The sequence below is a fragment of the Paraburkholderia eburnea genome, assembly GCF_002917095.1.
Classification (GTDB): domain Bacteria; phylum Pseudomonadota; class Gammaproteobacteria; order Burkholderiales; family Burkholderiaceae; genus Paraburkholderia; species Paraburkholderia eburnea.
Genome location: NZ_PQGA01000004.1, coordinates 229,076 through 246,639 on the forward strand (window position 1 = coordinate 229,076; position 17,564 = coordinate 246,639).

A 17,564-nucleotide genomic window follows, 5' to 3' on the forward strand; every position below is an offset into this window, starting at 1 on the left:
CAAGCCCAAATCATGAAACACCATCAAAAAATCGGTCTGTTCATTGCTACCGCCGCCCTCGGTCTGGCGGCGGCCGGCAGCGCAAACGCCGCCGGCTGCATAAAAGGCGCAGTCGTGGGCGGTGTAGCCGGCCACTACGCGGGCCACCATGCCGTCGTGGGCGCGGTCGGCGGCTGCATCGTCGGCCATCACCTGGCAAAGAAGCAGGCCGAAGAACGGGCTGCCGCGCAACATGATGCGGACCGTGCACATCAGCTTCCGGGCTAACACCTTCCGCGCTCCAGACGGCGGAGGTCGCCGACCTCCGCAAGTCGATCCCTGCCATTGCGTCACAATAGAACGGCCATCCGTGTCCGCTGTGCTATCCTGGCGGCACATAATTTGCACCGGCTCGATCAATGACGACTTGCCGAGTGGAGATAACCGGGATGGATGAAAGAAAGCGCGACAGCATAGTGGCCTACCTGCAACGCAGAATGGCCGAATTCGGCATCACGTCCGAAGCCATTGCCGCCTCGATCGCCGAAGACCAGCGCCGCCTGCAGGCGGTCAAGTATCGCGACGCTTCCGGCAACAGTTGGGACGGCGAGGGCGCAGCCCCGCAGTGGGTCGTCCAGGCAACCAGCGCCGGACAATCCCTCGATCATTTCTCGGTACGCCGGGCGGAAGCCCCCCAATCAGCCAGGCAAACGGGCGTCGACTGGCGCGATGACCCGTTTGCGGGCACCAGGCTCGCCACCGTCAAAGGCGAACAGCTTCAGGCTAATTGAGCGACCCGGTCCGCCCTATCTGCGCGCGGATCCATGCCGCGCTGCCCAGCCTGGTAACGTCGCTGCACGCCCTGGCTCATGGCCTATGTCATACGCGACCAGTGTGGCTGCTCGTGCCTGCGAGCGCATCGTCATCGGAGCCTGTGCGTCGCACGAGCTAGTGCGAAATGCTCTCCAGCGACTTGCCCAGCGTGCGCGGCCCCATCAGGCCGATCGCGACGATCACCAGCGACATCGCCCCCGCGATAAACACGAACACGCCGGTCACGCCGAATTCCCGCAGCGTGAAGGCGATCACGAACGAGCTGAACACCGCCGAAAGCCGGCTCCACGAATACACGAAGCCCACGGCGCGCGCGCGGATCGCCGTCGGATAAAGCTCCTGCTGATACGTGTGATAGCTGAACGAGATGATATTGGCCGCCAGCGTCAGCACCACGCCCAGCGTGACGATCGCGCCTGCCGAGCGCACCTGGCTGAAAAGCAGCCCGGCGACGATATTCACGGCGGCCATGCAGACGATGACGTGCTTGCGCTCGAAGCGGTCCGCAATGGCGTAGCCAAGCAGCGGTCCGAGCGGCGCCGCCAGCCCGATCACGGTCGTATAAAGCAGGCTCGACGTCACCGTGACGCCCTGTTTGACGAGCAGCGTCGGCACCCAGTTGGCAAAGCCGAAAAAGCCGATAGTCTGGAAGATGTGGAACAGCACGAGCATGATCGTGCGCTTGCGATACGGCGGCTTCCACATATCGGCGAAACCCGATTTTTGCGTCACGGGGTCCGCCGGGCCGGGCGCGGGCAGCGCGCGGCCATATTGGCGCTCGACGGTCGCTTCGAGCCGGCTCAGCACCGCATCCGCTTCGTCGAGCCGCCCCTGACCCGCGAGCCAGCGCGGGCTCTCCGGCAGATTGCGCCGAAAGTACCAGACGAACAGCGCGCTCACGCCGCCGAGCAGCACGACCCAGCGCCAGCCGTCGAGCCCATAGGGCGCGTTCGGCACCAGCAGATACGAGAGATACGCCACAATGGGCACGGCGGTGAAGCCGATCGTCTGGCACACGGCGAAGGCGCGGCCACGCAGATGCCTCGGCGCAAGCTCGGAGAGGTACGTGCCGATCGTCACCAGTTCCACGCCAATGCCCATGCCCGACACGAACCGCCAGAAGTTCAGCCCCGCTGCGCCGTCCTGGAACACCATCACGGTGTTGGCGGCCACGTACCAGAGCATCGACCACGTGAAGATCGCGCGACGGCCAAAGCGATCCGCGAGAAACCCGCAAGCGATCGTGCCGACGAACAGGCCGCTGAAGAGCGCAGCGATGAAACCCGCGATGCCCGAGGTGCCGAACAGGCCCGGCGTGGTGGGCGTCAGGATGCCGCTCTTGACGAGGCCCGGCGCGACATAACCCGTGTAGAGCAGATCGTAGAGTTCGAAGAAGAAGCCAAGGCTCAAGAGCAACACGAGCTTCCAGATCGCGCGCGTGGCCGGCAGGCGGTCGAGGCGCGCGGAAATCGAGCCTTTATCGATGCCTGCGGTGGCGCCCGATGCGCTTGCACGGTCGGCGGCGCGCGTCGAACGCGCGCTCTCCAGAGAAGCCATGCCTGTCTCCTGAATCGTAGTTGGAATGAATCGGCGCCCGCAGGGTTTCGCGTGGATTGTCACGCGACAGTCGCGTGGGCGGATCGCCGATTGTATCCAGGCCCGCTGGAATTGCGAGCCGTCCCGCGCCTCAGGCCGCGTTATGAAACATCAATTCCAGTCCGATGCGCTCGCCGCTGCGCACGCGGCTGATCGCGTGCTTGAGGCGGCCCTGGTAATAGCCGTGTGAACCTTGAATGGGCCGTTGCACGCTCGCGATGATCGCCATATCGCCGAATCCCAGCGGCACGACCATTGGCCGCGACTGCATGCGCGGGCGCTGCTCGGTCATGACGAATTCGCCTCCCGAGAAGTCCCGTCGCGGCTCGCTCAGCAACGCGACGATCTGAAGCGGAAAGATCCACTCGCCTTCGTCGTGGCGATGCAAGCCCAACCGTTCGCCTTCGCGCAAGCGATACAGATGCGATTGCGGTCTATGCTGCCCGGCGCTGCGGCTTGCATCCAGAAACGCATCGAGTTCGGCGGGAAATGCGCGATCGATTCCCGAAAGCGTATTCCAGCGGTTCGCCAGCGGCACAAGCCATCGATACAGCGCGTCACGCCACGCGTTTAATAGCGGCGGCATGGCGTCATCGAAATAACGAAACTCGCCGCCCTCCTGGCCTGGCGTCGTGCGCCCTTCGTCAAGCAGCGTTGCAAGCGCGCGCCCTTCCCGCGTATCGAGACACTCGGGCAACACTGCATAGCCTTCAGCCTCCAGTTGCGACTCAATATTCTGTACATCGAAACGTTCAACCATCATCTCTTGGTTCTTCATGTCGATGCCGACGGCTCGCGCGCGTCGTGAAAGATCATGCCGAGCGTGTGCCGCGTGCCGCTGCGCACGACACTCACGCCATGACGCATCGCGACCTTGCGCGCGCGTCCCGCCACAGCCGGCCTCTCGTTGACCGCGAACACGACGGCGTCGCCCTGCATCAACGGCACGACATCCGCATACTGGCCGCTGCTGCGCGTGCCCGTCATGACGAATTCGCCGCCCGTGAAATCCACGCCTGGCGCCGAAAGCAAGATCGCCACTTGAAGCGGAAACACATGTTCGCCATACAGGTCCTGATGCAGACAGTTGTAGTCGCCCGCCCCATAACGCAGCATGAGTGGCGTCGGCCGCGTCTGCCCGGCCGCATGACAACGCGCGAGGAAAGTCGTCAGATCGGCGGGATACTGCACGTCCACGCCCAATTGCCGGTTCCAGCGATTGGCAATTGGCGCGAGGCGACGATATAACGCGTGACGCAGGCGAGCGATAAAAAGCGGCAGCGGGTAGGAGAAGTACTTATATTCGCCGCGCCCGAAGTTGTGCCGCGCCATCACGATACGCGACCGGAAACGCTCGTCCTGCGTATAAAGCGCCGCGAGTCTCGCACACTGGTCGGGCGTGAGCAGCGACGGCAGCAACGCATTGCCCTCGCGCTCCAGTGACGCGGCAGCCCCCTCCCAGATCGCGTCCCAACGCGCGGCGGATTCAATTTCCGCAGTTTCCATCGCTTCAGCCGATCCGGCCATCGCCGCTTCCCGTGATTTTCATGAGTGATTCCAACGCGGCCAGTCTAGCGCGAGGGCGCCCGCCCGAAACTCCGCGCCTTGCGCTCCCATTCCCCGCCGAACTGCAAAAAATACAAGCGCCGCCGCGCCCACCCACGTATACCCGCGGCAGCGGCGCGCGGCGCACTGCAAAAAGTGCCATTGAATCTCGCTTTTGTGTAGGGACGCCCGTGCGGCCCTCTTCTATTCTCTCCCCATCGCATCGCCAGTCCGGTCCAGGCCATCCGGCCCGCCACCCGCGACGGCTCATTCAAGCAAGGAGAGGATGTTGACTCAGAAAGTGCGGCTCAAAATTGCCATCGCCGAGCATCCGCATACGTCGGCGATCCGCAATGGCTCCATTCCCATCGAGGGCGTGGACGCGGAATTCGTGACGGTTCAGCCGCAAATCGGCGCGTTCCGCCGCATGGTGCGCGACGTCGAATTCGATGTCTGCGAACTGGCCCCGACCACCTATATCATCGCCCGTGCCTATGGCGCGCCCTTCGTCGCGCTGCCGGTCTTCGTCGTGCGCCGCTTCCATCACGGCGGCCTGCTTGTGCGTCCGGACGCCGGCATCAACACGCCTAAAGATCTCGAAGGCAAGAAAGTGGGCGTGCGTGCCTACTCGGTCACGACGGGCGTATGGACGCGCCAGGTGCTGATCGACGAATTCGGTCTGGACTCCTCGAAGGTCACGTGGGTCGTCGACGACGAAGAGCACGTCACCCAGCTCAAGCTGCCGGGCAACGTCATCCACGCACCCGCCGGCACGTCGCTCGCCGACATGATGGCCAGCGGCGAACTGTCGGCCGGCTTCGCGGCGGCAGCAGGCATCGGCCGCACTGGCGCGCCCACGGGCGGCTGGAAGGAAGTGGAAGCCGATTACCCCGATCTGCTGCCGAACGCCGAGGAGATCGAAACCGAATACTACGCGCGCACCGGCATCTATCCGATGCACGGCACGATCGTCGTGAAAGATTCGGTGCTCGCCGAGCATCCGTGGGTCGCACGCTCGATCTACAACGCGTTCGATCAGGCCAAGAAGGAATGGCTGACACGCCTCGACGCGGGCGAAGCCACCGCCGCCAGCGACAAGAAATACCTGGCGCTGCGAAAGATCGTCGGCCACGACCCGCTGCCCTACGGTCTCGCGGAAAACCTCAAGACCATCGAAGCGCTCGAAGCCACCGCGTTCAAGCAAGGCCTCACGCCGCGCCGCATGGCGATCGAAGAGCTGTTCGTCGATCCGCTCGCTCAAAACGCAAAAGCAGAGGTGAAAGCATGATCATCGACTGCCACGGCCACTTCACGACCGTTCCCGCATCGTTCCGCGACTGGCGCGCGAAGCAGGTGCTGTTCGCCAACGATCCGGACAAGGCGCCTTCGCGCGACGGCGCGTTTGTTAGCGACGACCAGATCCGCGAAGCGATCGGCAACGGCCAGCTCAAGCTGCAACGCGAGCGCGGCAGCGATCTCACGCTGTTCTCGCCGATCGCCGGCCTCATGAGCCACCACCTCGGCAACGAGCGCACGAGCCTCGAATGGGCCGAAGTGTCCAACGATCTCGTCTATCGCGTGACCGAGCTGTATCCGGAGAATTTCGCGCCGGTCTGCCAGTTGCCACAATCGCCGGGCGTCGCGCCGGCCAACAGCGTTGCGGAACTGCGCCGCTGCGTGGAGCAGATGGGCTTCGTCGGCTGTAACCTGAATCCCGATCCGAGCGGTGGCTACTGGACCGGCAAGCCGGTGACCGACCGCGAGTGGTATCCGCTTTACGAAGCGCTCGTCGAACTCGATGTGCCCGCCATGATTCACGTGGCCGCTTCGTGCAACCCGTGTTTCCACGGCACCGGTGCGCACTATCTGAATGCCGATACCTCGGTGTTCATGCAGATTCTGCAATCGGACCTGTTCAAGGACTTCCCGACGCTGCGTCTGGTGATCCCGCACGGCGGCGGCGCGGTGCCCTATCACTGGGGCCGTTATCGCGGCATGTCGCTCGAAATGCGCGAACGCCCTCTTGAAGGACTGCTGAACAATATCTTCTTCGATTCGTGCGTCTATCACCAGCCGGGCGTGGAGTTGCTGACGAAGGTGATTCCGGCCGACAACGTGCTGTTCGGCTCGGAGATGATCGGCGCGGTGCGCGGCAAGGATCCGGCAACGGGCCAGTATTTCGACGACACCAAGCGCTATATCGACGCCTGCCCCGCTCTCTCCGACGAAGACCGCAACAAGATCTTCGAAGGCAACGCGCGCCGTGTGTATCCGCGTCTGGATGCACGCCTGAAGGCTCAAGGCAAATGATATTCGGCCGGCCCCTCAATTCATCGAGCCGGGCCGATCAAGAGACAAGGACAGAGAGAGACATGCCTTCATCCATTGTTGATATTCATCCCCACATCATCTCCGACAACGAAACGCTTTATCCGCCGGCACCGCTGTTCGGCAAGCGTTCGGAGTGGTCGAAGGAGCGCCCCACCACGGTCGAAACGCTGATCGCCGCGATGGATGCGGCGGGCGTGGGCAAGGCCGCCGTCGTGCACTCGTCGACGACTTACGGCTTCGACAACAGCTATGTGGTCGATGGCTGCGCGAAGTATGCGGACCGTCTCGTTGCGGTCGGCTCGGTCGACGTGCTTCAGGAAGATGCGCCGCGACGCATTCGCGAGTGGACAGAACGTGGCCTCGCGGGCCTGCGGCTCTTCACGGGCGGCAGCACGAAGGAGTTCGATCCGAGCGAGCTTGACGATCCGCGTTCGTTTCCAGCGTGGGAGTTGTGCGCGGAGTTCGGTCTGCCGATGTGCATCCAGACCGGTCCCATCGGCTTGCCGCAAGTGACGGCGCTCGCGAAGCGCTTTCCCACGGTGCCGATCGTGCTCGATCACCTGGGCCGCCCCGAAGTCGCGGACGGTGCGCCGTATGCGGCAGCGCAGAGCCTGTTCGAACTCGCGCAGTACGAGAACATTTTCCTCAAGCTCACGCCCCGCATTTTTGCCGACGTGAAAAAGGAAAAGGCCAGCGCGCAGACGTTTTTCCCGCGCGTGGTCGAAGCGTTCGGCGCGGATCGCATGGCGTGGGGTTCGAACTTCCCGACCTCGCCTGGCACGCTCGAAGAGATTCTCGCCACGGCGCAAGCGGGCCTCGCCTGCCTGAACGCCGCCGACCGTGCGTGGATCTTCGGCAAGACGGCACAAAAGCTGTACCCGGCGCTGGCCTGAACGGGCTTTAGCTTGATATAGCGCCTGCAACACGGCGGCCGGCCAATGTCTCGCACCCGCTTCACGCGGACACTGGCCGGCCTGTAACAAACCGATTGAGGTCAGAAAAAAGCAGATGGAGACGAGCAAAACCCAGCGGCAAGGCAGCGTGAACCGATGGGGCATTCTTGCCCTGCTCGCGTTAGGTGTGCTGACGTCCTTTATCGACCGCACCAGCATTTCGAGCGTGCTGGCCGACAGTGCTTTCATCCGCCACTTCGCGCTGACCAATGTCGACCGCGGCTGGATCAATTCCGCGTTCTTCTGGTCCTATGGCCTGTTTCAGGTGCCAATGGGCTGGGTCGCCGACCGCTATGGCGTGAAATGGCCCTACGCCGTGTGCTTCGCGCTCTGGTGCCTCGCGACCGCGCTGATGGGCGCCGTGACGACGCTCGCGGGTCTCGTCGTAATGCGCCTCCTGATCGGCATCGCGGAAGCCATCGTGATCCCGGCAAGCTATCGCTGGATCCGCAACAACTTCGACGAAAGCCAGAACGGCCTCGCCGTAGGCATCCTCGCGATGGGCAACAAGTTCGGCCCCGCGCTTGGCGCGCCGGTGGGCGCATGGTTCATCGTCAATTACTCGTGGAAAGCCATGTTCGTCGCGACCGGTCTGGTCGGCCTGCTCTGGCTGGTGCCCTGGCTGCTGTGCGTGCGCAACGATCTGCCCTCGCGCGCACAACTCGCCAGAGCCGACCGCAACGCACGCAGCGTAAGCTTCGGTAGCATCCTCGCGAGCCCGGTGGTGTGGGGCGGCATGATCACCAACTTCTGCTACGGCTACTTCACGTTCTACTGCATGACGTGGATGCCCGCCTATCTCGTCGAGCAGCGCGGCCTGTCGATCGGCGAATCCGGCATCTTCACCTTTTTCAGCTTCGCGGGCATCGCCATCGTGGCCGCCGTCGCGGGCTGGGCCGCCGACCGCATCATCGCGCGCGGCCATGATCCGGTGATGGTGCGCAAGGCCTTCATCATCGCGGGCTTTATCGGCGGCTGCACGGTGCTGCTGGGCGCCTACGCGCAATCGCTCAATTCCGCGCTGTTCTGGAACGTGCTGTCGCTCTCGCTGCTGGGCATGACCACGGCGAACAACCTCGTGCTGTCCCGTCTCACGCTCATCCCGAAGCAGACTATCGGCCTCGTGACCGGCGTGCAGCAGGTGGCGACGAGTCTCGCGGGTGGCGTGGCGGCAAGCCTGTCCGGCTGGCTGCTGCATATCAGCCACAGCTACGACCTGCCGATGCTGGTGATCCTCGTGTTCCTGCTGATCGGCGCGGCAGCGACCGCGCTCATGTACCGCAGCGAATGGGCGCCGAAAGTCAGCGACAAGTCACAGGGGGAATTACGCGAAGCCTGATCCCGCCGATCAATTAAATCGGAATCCAAACTATCTAGACAACGGCGCGATGCTATCGGTTTGCGCGCCCAATACCGACGGGTCGGCGGCACGCTCCGCGACCCCTGATTAAAAAAACTGGAAACAACGTACATGGCGAAGATCGTATTCGGAATGGCAGTGCCGCACAGCGGCATGCTGGGCCAGGCGCCTGAAGACTGGCTGAAGAACGGAGAGCGCGACCGCAATAATCCGGAACTCTGGTTCCGCAACCGGACGTGGACTTACCCGGAACTGGAAGCGCACCGCGAAGCCGCATTCGAGCCGTTTCTCACGATCGAGGAACGCACCGCCCGAGCCGCACGCTGCCGCACCGCTCTCGACAAAATGGCCGCCGCCTATCGCGAAGCGAAGATCGACGTGGCGATCATTCTGGGCAAGGACCAGAAGGAAATCTTCACGGACTTTTCGCCTTCCATTGCGATCTATACCGGCAAGGACGTGCACAACGGACCGCCGCAGCGCTCGGTCTACGCGCCCGACCATCACGTCACGCATGAGTGCCATCCGAAACTCGCCACGTATCTGATCGAGCACTTCCAGAAAGAAAACTTCGACCTCACCGACCTGTTCGCGTGGCCCGAAAACGTCTGGATGAATCCGCGTCCCGAATACCCGGTCGTGCCGCACGCGTACAGCTTCGTCTATCACCAGATCATGGGCGACAACCCGCCGCCGCACGTGCCCATCATCATGAACTGCTTCTATCCGCCGACGCAGCCTTCGATGTCGCGCTGCATCGAGTTCGGCCGCGTGCTGCGCGATGCGATCGCGGCGTGGCCCGAGGACGTGCGCGTGGGGATCTTTGCTTCGGGCGGCCTCTCGCACTTCGTCAATGACGAAGAGTTCGATCACCGCATCATGAACATGCTGGCCGAATACGACTACGACGGACTCGCGGCGGTGGATAACCGCTCGTATCAGTCGGGCACCTCGGAAATCAAGCTCTATGTGAGCGTCATGAAAGCGGTTCAGCAAACCGGTGCGCAAATGACGCTGGTCGATTACGTGCCCTGCTGGCGCACGCCCGCCGGCACCGGCGAAGGCATGGGCTTCATGTACTGGAAAGCGGCTGAATAAAGCTTCCCAAAGCCAACTACCCTATTCATCGAAGAGAGACAAATCGAATGAGCACTAACACGAGCACCACGCGCCTCAACAGCATTATCCGTGCCCTCGAATCGGGCAAGCCCGCATTCGCCGCCTTCTCCAAGCTCGACAAGCAGAACGCGATCGAGATGAGCGATGCGCCTTATGACGGCCTCGTGTTCGAAATGGAGCACAACCCGTACGACGTCGCGGCGCTGGGCGACGCGATGCAGTACATGCTGAGCCGCAAGGAAATCGCGGAATCGGGTTCGGTCTCGCCGCGTGTGACGCCCATTGCCCGCATTCCCGCCAACGGCGCGGAAATGAACCAGGCCTTCGCCAAGCAGGTGCTCGATCGCGGCGCCTATGGCGTGGTGTGGCCGCATATCGCGACGGTCGAGCAGGCGTACAACGCCGTCGCGTCGTGCCGCTATGCGCGTCCGAAGAGCGCGCCGCTCTATGAGCCGAAGGGGGTGCGCGGCGACGGGCCCGCTACGGCCGCGCGCTACTGGGGCTTGAGCATGGCCGACTACTACAGGAAGGCCGACGTGTGGCCGCTCGTACCCGAAGGCGAAATTCTCGTTGGTTTGATGTGCGAAAGCACCCAGGCGATCGAAAACCTCGACGACATTCTCTCGAACGTGCCCGGCATCGGCTTCATTCTGATCGGCGAAGGCGATCTGAGCCAGGAACTCGGTTTTGCACGCCAGTACGAGCATCCGGAAGTGCTCGACGCCATGCGCCGCATCGTCTCGATCTGCCATAAGCACAACGTAGTGGTGGGCAATCCGCATGTGACCGCGAAGAACCACAAGCGTCTGATCGAAGAAGGCTACCGCTTCCTGATGTCGGCGCCGATGCGCAGCTACGGCGTCGTGGGCATGGCGCGCGAAATGGCCGGCTATTAAGCCGCGCTCTCCCGATTTTTCGCGATTCATCCACGCACGAATAAGGATTCCTCATCATGACGACACCTCAAATTGAAGCGCCGACACTGCGCGTCAACCTCGCCGATTACGCCGTCACCAAGGCGATGAAGGACGGACGCGTCAGTTCGGACATCGTCAATCTCGACTACTGTGGCCCGACGCCCGCCCATAACGGCTTCAAGGCCATGGTGCGCGAGAACGCCTTCGACGCGGGCGAACTGGCCATCGTCACCTTTCTGCAGGCCAAGGCGTACGGCAAGCCCTATGTGCTGCTGCCCGCGCCGATCTCGGGCCGCTTCCAGCATCATTGCGCGGGCTACAACATCGACTTCGGCGACCTCGCGCCGCGCGACATCGAAGGCAAGAAGGTGGGCGTGCGCACCTACACGCAGACCACGGCGCTGTGGATTCGCGGCATCCTGCGCCACGAATACGGCGTCGATCTCGACAAGGTCACGTGGATGACGCTCGGCGACGGCCATCTCGCGGAATACAGCGATCCCGCCAATTGTGTGCGCCTGCCGAAGGGTTCCTCGATTCCGCAGATGATGCTCGACGGCGAACTGGCCGCCGCCCTGCTCGGCGAAGACATGCCGAAGGACCCGCGCGTGCGCACGCTCGTGCCCGACGCGCAGAACGCAGCGAAGGACTGGTTCGCACGCGAAAACGTGGTGCCCATCAATCACATGTTCGTCGTGCACAGCGACCTTTCGAAGCAGCGCCCGGATATCGTGCGCGAACTCTATCGCATGGTCGTGGAAAGCCGCGCGCAGGCCGAAGGCGTGCCTGCCGTGTTCCCGCCCATCGGTCTGGAAGCGAACCGCAAGGGCATCCAGCTCGCCATCGACTGGGCGCTCGACCAGAAAATCATTCCGCGCCGTCTCTCCGTCGATGAGTGCTTCGACGACGTGACCGCCGCCCTGGGTTAATCACACGCTTTCTCCCGGTGCGCAGCGGCCTGTTTCGCCGCGCACCGTGTCGCATTTCAACTGGAGGATTACGAATCATTCGATAAATCAGGCGCGCCGGCTAGATCGGCCGCGATAACTAGAATTATCTTGGAGACAGAATGAAAAGATTGCTCGTATTGGCATGCGGCGTCGCATCCGCCTGCATGTTCAGCGCGGCGCACGCGCAGTCGTCCGTCACGCTGTATGGCGTGATCGATAACGGCGTCGAATTCCAGAACGGTGGCGATGGCAAGGTCGTGCGCGCCACCTCGGGCGGCCTGTTCGCCAGCCGCTACGGCTTCAAGGGCAGCGAGGATATTGGCGGCGGCATCCACGTCAATTTCCAGCTCGAACAGGGCTTTTCGGCCATGACGGGCGCAGCCGCGAATTCGGCCGAAGCCTTTAATCGCCAGGCGTGGGTCGGCGTATCCGGCAACTTCGGTGAAGTCCGCTTCGGCCTGCAAAATACGCCCCAGTACATTTTCCTGAACCGCGAATTAGATCCCGTCGCCGTGATGAGCATGGGTTCACCCATGCTGAATTTCAATTCGCTGACGATCCGCGTGAATAACGCAATTTCGTATTTCACGCCGACCGTCTATGGTTTGACCGCGCAATTCATGGTGGCAATGCGCGATTCGACCACCAAGCCCAGCAACGGCCTGCAGTTCTACAACGCAGCGGTGCGCTATGAAAATGGCCCCTTCCGCGTGGCGGCAGGTTACGAACAGGCCGACAACGCCACCGGCACTTCCGCGCTGCGAGTCTTCAATGCGGGCGCTTCAGTGGGCGTGGGCGACGCGCGTTTCTATCTGGCGTATCACACCGAACGTCAAACCGATGACAGCCTCAAGCGCGACGTGTACGAAGCCTCCGGCTCGTACTTCTTCTCCCCCGCCGATCAACTCGTGCTCATGTACGGCTATGAACACGACCGCACCGGTCAGGGCAATAACGCGCAGCAGATCGGCCTGACCTACGAGCACTATCTGTCCAAACGCACCACACTTTATGGCTCAGCGGGCTTTATCCAGAACCGTAATAAAGCGGCATTCACGCTTAACGGCACGTCGTATGCCGGCGTTGCCGTCGCGCCGGGTTCGAATACGCGCGGCGTGATTCTCGGCATGGTGCATACGTTCTGATGCTTTTTTAGCGCCGCCGCAGTAATAGAGCGTAAACATTCAAGCGGCGGCGTTGGGGTAAGCAGCAGGTCGCGGCACGCGTATCGATGTGAAAGAATACAAGGCGTTTTACGCTTCCATTTAAAAAGGGAGCGACCGGAGCAAGTCGCATGTGGGCCCGGCCAGCAGGTGCAGCGCTCCGGCGGAACTTCAATCGCAAAGGCGGACGGCGCTAGACCGGACACCGAGGAGACTTCATGGCCCAGAGTGCGATAAGCAGCAAACCTTTACGCAGAACGACCGGCGACGCCTCCCGGCTCGCCGCTGTGCCCAAAGTCCGTTTGTATGTCGAGCGGCCAGAAGAGGAAAACTGGTTCGTTCATGTCGGCCACGTAACCGAACGAGGCCGTTGGCGCACCGCGCCGCATGCGCACCCCACCTATGGTCAGGTGATTTTCGTGCGCAGCGGACGCGGCGTCATGAATCTCGAAGGCAGCAGCGTTCCCTTCGAAGGACCATGCGCCCTGCTCCTGCCCACCGAATGCATTCACGGGCTCGATTACGAACTCGACGTCGACCGTTGGGTCGTGACCGTCGACGTGTCCTATCTCACGCAGGTCAACGCCAAGCTGCACGAATTCATCGTACTGTGGTCCGCGCCGCGCATGATTCCGCTGACCCAGGCAACCGAAGCGGGACACGACCTCTATGCACTCATCCAGCGCCTGAAACAGGAAGTCGAATCGAGTGCCGTGGGTCATGTGCCGGGCGCCGAGGCCCTGCTCACGATGCTGCTGCTCACGCTCGTGCGCGAAGCTCATCTGGACCAGGCAGCCAACGACGGCACGCCGCGCCACGACGTACGCCTGGTCGAGCGCTTTCGCAAGCTGATCGAAGAGCATTACCGCAGCAATCTGCCATTGCAGGAATATGCGTCGATTCTCGCGGTTTCGCCCGTCCAGCTGCGCGCTGCGTGCGCTTCGGCGGCCGATATGAGTCCGACCAAGATGATCCACGCGCGCATCATCACCGAAGCGAAACGCGAACTCATTTTCGGCGATATGTCCGTCGAACAGGTCGCGTTCTGGCTCGGTTTTGCCGACGCCGCGTATTTCACGCGCTTTTTCCGCCGCGAAGTCGGGCAGGCACCCAGCCAGTTCCGCATCGAGGCGCGTCGATAAGCACGGCTTTGCACGCGCGCCGCGATTCTCACGTGACACGGCGCGCGCCTCGCACTTGATCCTTAACGCCCCAGTACATTCCCTGGTCCACGCAAAAAGTCCCAGCGAACCCGGGATTTGTACAGGGACCGTCGATAGCGCGCCGCCTATGCTTGACTTCAGTTTATTCACGTGAATCGAAAATGGCGCATTCGTTTAAGCAACACGCCTCCCGCCTTGCGATCAACGCCGCACTCGTTGCGTGCGCATCGATCTACGGCGTCGCCTGCACCACGGCAATGTCCGCATCGTCCTCGGACGCATCCGCGGAATTCGCCTACATCGGCACCCAGCAAAAGCAGATCAGCGCACTGCGCCTGGACACGGCGACGGGCAAGCTCGTCGCGCTCGGCACCGCCGCGCAGGGGCCGAATGCAACCTGGGTGGCATCGCACCCCGCTCTGCCGGTCCTGTATGCCGTCGACGACGAGCGTGACAAGGAAGGCAGCATCACCGCCTATGCCGTGAATCGCCACACCGGCAAGCTCGAACGTATCAACGACGTCCTCACGGGCGGGCGCGGCACCACCTTCCTGCAATTCGACGCACCGTCCTCCACGCTGCTCGGCGCGAATTACAACAGCGGGTCGGTGTCCAGCGTCGCGGTCGGAAGCGACGGCAGCGTGGGCAAGCTCGAATCGACCATCGAGGAAAAAGGCTCCGGCCCAAGCCCGCGCCAAAAAAGCGCGCACGCGCATGGCGTGACGGTCGATCCGTCGGGCCGTTATGCGCTCGTGCCCGATCTGGGTGCCGATCGCGTCTTTATCTACCGCTTCGATCGCGACACCCATGCGCTCTCGCCGCGCGCCGGCGACGCGCAGCACACCTTCGACATGCCGCCGGGCAGCGGCCCGCGCCGCATCCTGTTCAGCGCGAACGGCGAGTACGCCTATGTGCTCACCGAAATGAGCGCCGAACTGATCGCCCTGCGCTGGGACGCGGCGGCGGGCACGCTGACGCGGCTGCAATCGACGCCAATCACCAGTGCCTCGTTCAACGGCGTAAAAAGCGGCGCGGAAATGGCGTTTGGCCGCGACCGGCGTTTCCTCTACGTGGAGAATCGCGCGGAAAACGCCTTGATGGTCTATAAAGTGGATGCCGCGACGGGTCAGGTCTCGCTGGTTCAGCGCACGCCTTCGGGCGGAGAAAAGCCGTGGGGATTCGGCATCGACGCATCGGGGCAATGGATGCTGGTCGCCAATCAGCATAGCGGCGATGTGCGCCTGTTCCGCATCGACCCGACCACGGGCATGCTCACGGATACCGGCCAGTCCGTCGCGGTCCAGGATCCCACGAGCGTGGCCTTCGTGCAGTAAGGTCACGCGATTCGATGAAACCGTTCTCCCCTCCTCTTGCGCGCTCGTCTCATCCCTGGCGCGTGCTCGTTCTGCTCGCGCTCGGTCTGCTGATTTCTTTTGTAGACCGCACGAGCCTGTCGTCGGCGCTCGCCGACAAAAGCTTCATTCATCACTTCGGACTCACGAGCATCGAGCGAGGCTGGCTTAATTCAGCAGTATTCTGGTCCTATGGCGTATTCCAGATGCCGATGGGCTGGCTCGTCGATCGCTATGGCGTGAAGCGTCCCTACGCGATCTGCTTTCTGTTCTGGTGTCTTGCGGCCGCGGCAACGGGACTTGTCACGACGCTTTCGGCGCTGATCGTCATGCGTCTGCTGATCGGCGCCGCCGAAGCGATCGTTATTCCCGCGACTTATCGCTACCTCGCGAATCATTTCGAGGAAACGCAGAAAGGCACGGCGCTCGGCATCTTTTCGATCGGCGGCAAAATGGGCCCGGCGCTGGGTGCGCCCATTGCCGCCTGGATGATCGTGACCGCCTCGTGGAAGGCGATGTTTATCGCGACCGGTCTGGTCGGGCTGATCTGGCTGCTGCCCTGGCTCGCGATGGTGAAGAACGACTATCCTTCGCACGACGAACTGGCGGCCGCGAAGGAACGCGCGGAGTCGGTTCCCCTCGGCAATCTGCTGGCAAGTCCCGTCGTGTGGGGCGGCCTTATCAATAACTTCTGCTATAGCTATTTTGCGTTCTACTGCATGACGTGGATGCCCGCGTACCTGGTCGAACAGCGCGGGCTGTCGTTGCAATCGTCGGGACTGTATACCTTCTTCAGTTTCGCGGGCATCGCAATCGTCGCGGCCATCGCGGGATGGGCTGCCGACCGCATCATCGCGCGCGGCAGGGATGCCGTCGCCGTACGCAAGGCTTTCATCGTTGCAGGTTTTCTCGGCGGCACGACGGTTCTGCTCGGCGCCAGCGCGCAATCGTCGGACATGGCGCTGTTCTGGAATGTGGTATCGCTTTCGCTGCTCGGCCTCGTCACCGCCAACAATCTCGCGCTGTGCAAACTCACGCTGATTCCGAAACCTGCAGTAGGCCTGAACACCGGTTTGCAGCAGGTGGCCACGAGTCTCGCAGGCGGCGTATCGGCGAGTCTTTCCGGATGGCTGCTGCATGTCGGCGGCAGCTATACCCTGCCGATGACCGCGATTTTCGTGTTTTTGCTGATCGGCGCGGCGAGCACGCTTACGCTGATGCGACGCAAATGGGCGCCGCGCGTGAATGACCCTGTGCGCGATATCAACGCTATCGGCAAGCCGGGTTGCGTCGATTGTGGCTAGCCGCGTGCTATAAAGTCCGCTCAGGCGCCACACCGTTTCACGCGATCCACCGATGAATTCAGACGACCTCGCCGTCTTCGCGCACGTCGCGAAGTCAGGCAGCATTTCGCGCACGGCCATGGAGATGGGTGCGAACCAGTCCACCATCAGCCGCCGTATCGCCCTGCTCGAAGCGGAGCTGGGCGTGCGGCTCTTTCGCCGCAGCGGGCGCGGCGTCGGCCTCACCGAGCGCGGCGAACAATTGCTGGGCTACGCGCAGGCGCTCGAACGCACGCTCGATGAAGCGCGCGGCGCGATGCGCAGCGGCACGGAAAGCGGCCCCGCGCAACTCGCGATTGCCGCGCAACCCACCATCGCGCGCATCATGTTCGGTGAACTCGGCCAGCGGCTGCGTGCGCGTTATCCGCATACGCGCGTGCGTTTCGTGGAAGGTCTCGCGAGCCAGATACTCGGGCGCCTCAACGACGGCGAAATCGATCTTGCGATCATGTACGTGCCCGAGCATCGCGGCACGACGCAATTCGATCCGCTGCTTGCGGAAGAACTCTGTCTCGTCGCGCCAGCCGGTTTTGCGTTACCTGACGGTCCCGTCGATGTGCATACGCTCGGCGAGTTGCCGCTCATCTTGCCCAGCACCCATCACGGACTGCGCGTACTCGCCGAATCGCTCGCGGCTCGGCATGGTTTTACGCTGCAGATCGCGCTCGAATGCGATGGATCGATTTCGTTGACCAAGCGCCTCGTGATGGCGCAATGCGGCTGCACCCTGTTGCCCGCAGCCTCGGTAATCGAAGAAGTCGCGTCAGGAAGGCTGCGTTGCGTGCCTCTGGCGAACGCAGCCGTGGTGCGGGACGTGGCGATTGCCTGGCCGCTCAATCGCGTCATGCCCGATGGCGTGTGGCGAGTCGCACAGATGATTCGCGAACTCGCCGCCGGGCTCGTGGAAGCAGGCGACTGGCCCGGGGCGACGCTGCCGGCCCCGGACGCGTGATCTAGCG

At 62.7% G+C, this 17,564-nt stretch carries 17 protein-coding genes; 14 read left to right on the plus strand and 3 right to left on the minus strand.

The genetic code is table 11. The features are described 5' to 3' along the window. The first annotated feature begins 12 nt into the window (after positions 1-12). Both B0G62_RS32125 and B0G62_RS11605 read left to right on the plus strand, forming a co-directional pair. Entirely contained in the window at positions 13-267 is a 255-nt protein-coding gene (locus B0G62_RS32125; RefSeq protein ID WP_103704319.1) for a hypothetical protein, read from the plus strand. 161 nt (positions 268-428) lie between these two features. Then, positions 429-770 carry an H-NS family nucleoid-associated regulatory protein gene (locus B0G62_RS11605; protein ID WP_103704320.1) on the plus strand — a complete coding sequence of 114 codons (342 nt, stop codon included), beginning with the start codon at positions 429-431 and terminating at the stop codon, positions 768-770. 157 nt (positions 771-927) lie between these two features. On the opposite strand, the gene B0G62_RS11610 is transcribed toward B0G62_RS11605, so the two are convergent. From B0G62_RS11610 to B0G62_RS11620, 3 genes are all read right to left on the minus strand, one after another. Further along, positions 928-2,370 (minus strand): MFS transporter, encoded by a 1,443-nt coding sequence (locus tag B0G62_RS11610; protein ID WP_103704321.1) that lies wholly within the window; start codon positions 2,368-2,370, stop codon positions 928-930. A 130-nt stretch (positions 2,371-2,500) separates the two neighbouring features. Further along, complete coding sequence (locus tag B0G62_RS11615) at positions 2,501-3,187, minus strand: 2OG-Fe(II) oxygenase (protein ID WP_103704322.1); 687 nt, start codon at positions 3,185-3,187, stop codon at positions 2,501-2,503. Next, positions 3,184-3,915 carry a 2OG-Fe(II) oxygenase gene (locus B0G62_RS11620; RefSeq protein ID WP_244193203.1) on the minus strand — a complete coding sequence of 244 codons (732 nt, stop codon included), beginning with the start codon at positions 3,913-3,915 and terminating at the stop codon, positions 3,184-3,186. Before B0G62_RS11620 ends, B0G62_RS11615 begins: the two co-directional genes overlap by 4 nt. Positions 3,916-4,240: 325 nt before the next feature. Between B0G62_RS11620 and B0G62_RS11625 the strand changes: the two genes are divergently transcribed. The 12 genes from B0G62_RS11625 (at position 4,241) to B0G62_RS11680 (ending at position 17,557) form a co-directional block, all read left to right on the plus strand. Continuing rightward, a complete protein-coding gene (locus tag B0G62_RS11625; RefSeq protein WP_103704324.1) occupies positions 4,241-5,242 on the plus strand; it encodes an ABC transporter substrate-binding protein in 1,002 nt (333 codons plus the stop codon). Next, positions 5,239-6,264 (plus strand): amidohydrolase family protein, encoded by a 1,026-nt coding sequence (locus B0G62_RS11630; protein ID WP_103704325.1) that lies wholly within the window; start codon positions 5,239-5,241, stop codon positions 6,262-6,264. Before B0G62_RS11625 ends, B0G62_RS11630 begins: the two co-directional genes overlap by 4 nt. A gap of 62 nt (positions 6,265-6,326) precedes the next feature. Then, on the plus strand, positions 6,327-7,178 hold the full coding sequence (locus B0G62_RS11635; protein WP_103704326.1) for an amidohydrolase family protein: 852 nt from the start codon (positions 6,327-6,329) through the stop codon (positions 7,176-7,178). A 115-nt stretch (positions 7,179-7,293) separates the two neighbouring features. After that, positions 7,294-8,577, plus strand: coding sequence for an MFS transporter (locus B0G62_RS11640; RefSeq protein ID WP_103704327.1), 1,284 nt, complete (start codon positions 7,294-7,296; stop codon positions 8,575-8,577). A 132-nt stretch (positions 8,578-8,709) separates the two neighbouring features. Then, positions 8,710-9,696, plus strand: a complete 987-nt coding sequence (locus tag B0G62_RS11645; protein ID WP_103704328.1) for a DODA-type extradiol aromatic ring-opening family dioxygenase — start codon at positions 8,710-8,712, stop codon at positions 9,694-9,696. Between the two features lie 47 nt (positions 9,697-9,743). Further along, positions 9,744-10,613, plus strand: a complete 870-nt coding sequence (locus tag B0G62_RS11650) for an HpcH/HpaI aldolase family protein (protein ID WP_103704329.1) — start codon at positions 9,744-9,746, stop codon at positions 10,611-10,613. Positions 10,614-10,669: 56 nt separating this feature from the next. After that, entirely contained in the window at positions 10,670-11,563 is an 894-nt protein-coding gene (locus tag B0G62_RS11655; protein WP_103704330.1) for a substrate-binding domain-containing protein, read from the plus strand. A gap of 140 nt (positions 11,564-11,703) precedes the next feature. Beyond that, positions 11,704-12,729 (plus strand): porin, encoded by a 1,026-nt coding sequence (locus B0G62_RS11660; RefSeq protein ID WP_103704331.1) that lies wholly within the window; start codon positions 11,704-11,706, stop codon positions 12,727-12,729. A gap of 236 nt (positions 12,730-12,965) precedes the next feature. Beyond that, on the plus strand, positions 12,966-13,889 hold the full coding sequence (locus tag B0G62_RS11665) for a helix-turn-helix domain-containing protein (protein ID WP_103704332.1): 924 nt from the start codon (positions 12,966-12,968) through the stop codon (positions 13,887-13,889). Between the two features lie 182 nt (positions 13,890-14,071). Then, on the plus strand, positions 14,072-15,244 hold the full coding sequence (locus B0G62_RS11670) for a lactonase family protein (RefSeq protein WP_244193194.1): 1,173 nt from the start codon (positions 14,072-14,074) through the stop codon (positions 15,242-15,244). 14 nt (positions 15,245-15,258) lie between these two features. Then, positions 15,259-16,566, plus strand: coding sequence for an MFS transporter (locus tag B0G62_RS11675; RefSeq protein ID WP_103704333.1), 1,308 nt, complete (start codon positions 15,259-15,261; stop codon positions 16,564-16,566). 52 nt (positions 16,567-16,618) lie between these two features. Next, entirely contained in the window at positions 16,619-17,557 is a 939-nt protein-coding gene (locus B0G62_RS11680; RefSeq protein ID WP_103704334.1) for a LysR family transcriptional regulator, read from the plus strand. Positions 17,558-17,564: the final 7 nt, after the last annotated feature.

What these genes read in the sequence shown, in the direction of transcription:
- B0G62_RS11605 (WP_103704320.1), top strand. Translation starts at nt 429, where the DNA reads ATGGATGAAAGAAAGCGCGACAGCATAGTGGCCTACCTGCAACGCAGA.
- B0G62_RS11635 (WP_103704326.1), top strand. Translation starts at nt 6,327, where the DNA reads ATGCCTTCATCCATTGTTGATATTCATCCCCACATCATCTCCGACAAC.
- B0G62_RS11670 (WP_244193194.1), top strand. Translation starts at nt 14,072, where the DNA reads ATGGCGCATTCGTTTAAGCAACACGCCTCCCGCCTTGCGATCAACGCC.
- B0G62_RS11665 (WP_103704332.1), top strand. Translation starts at nt 12,966, where the DNA reads ATGGCCCAGAGTGCGATAAGCAGCAAACCTTTACGCAGAACGACCGGC.
- B0G62_RS11610 (WP_103704321.1), bottom strand. Translation starts at nt 2,370, where the DNA reads ATGGCTTCTCTGGAGAGCGCGCGTTCGACGCGCGCCGCCGACCGTGCA.
- B0G62_RS11620 (WP_244193203.1), bottom strand. Translation starts at nt 3,915, where the DNA reads ATGGAAACTGCGGAAATTGAATCCGCCGCGCGTTGGGACGCGATCTGG.
- B0G62_RS11640 (WP_103704327.1), top strand. Translation starts at nt 7,294, where the DNA reads ATGGAGACGAGCAAAACCCAGCGGCAAGGCAGCGTGAACCGATGGGGC.
- B0G62_RS11680 (WP_103704334.1), top strand. Translation starts at nt 16,619, where the DNA reads ATGAATTCAGACGACCTCGCCGTCTTCGCGCACGTCGCGAAGTCAGGC.
- B0G62_RS32125 (WP_103704319.1), top strand. Translation starts at nt 13, where the DNA reads ATGAAACACCATCAAAAAATCGGTCTGTTCATTGCTACCGCCGCCCTC.
- B0G62_RS11615 (WP_103704322.1), bottom strand. Translation starts at nt 3,187, where the DNA reads ATGAAGAACCAAGAGATGATGGTTGAACGTTTCGATGTACAGAATATT.
- B0G62_RS11645 (WP_103704328.1), top strand. Translation starts at nt 8,710, where the DNA reads ATGGCGAAGATCGTATTCGGAATGGCAGTGCCGCACAGCGGCATGCTG.
- B0G62_RS11630 (WP_103704325.1), top strand. Translation starts at nt 5,239, where the DNA reads ATGATCATCGACTGCCACGGCCACTTCACGACCGTTCCCGCATCGTTC.
- B0G62_RS11650 (WP_103704329.1), top strand. Translation starts at nt 9,744, where the DNA reads ATGAGCACTAACACGAGCACCACGCGCCTCAACAGCATTATCCGTGCC.
- B0G62_RS11660 (WP_103704331.1), top strand. Translation starts at nt 11,704, where the DNA reads ATGAAAAGATTGCTCGTATTGGCATGCGGCGTCGCATCCGCCTGCATG.
- B0G62_RS11625 (WP_103704324.1), top strand. Translation starts at nt 4,241, where the DNA reads ATGTTGACTCAGAAAGTGCGGCTCAAAATTGCCATCGCCGAGCATCCG.
- B0G62_RS11655 (WP_103704330.1), top strand. Translation starts at nt 10,670, where the DNA reads ATGACGACACCTCAAATTGAAGCGCCGACACTGCGCGTCAACCTCGCC.
- B0G62_RS11675 (WP_103704333.1), top strand. Translation starts at nt 15,259, where the DNA reads ATGAAACCGTTCTCCCCTCCTCTTGCGCGCTCGTCTCATCCCTGGCGC.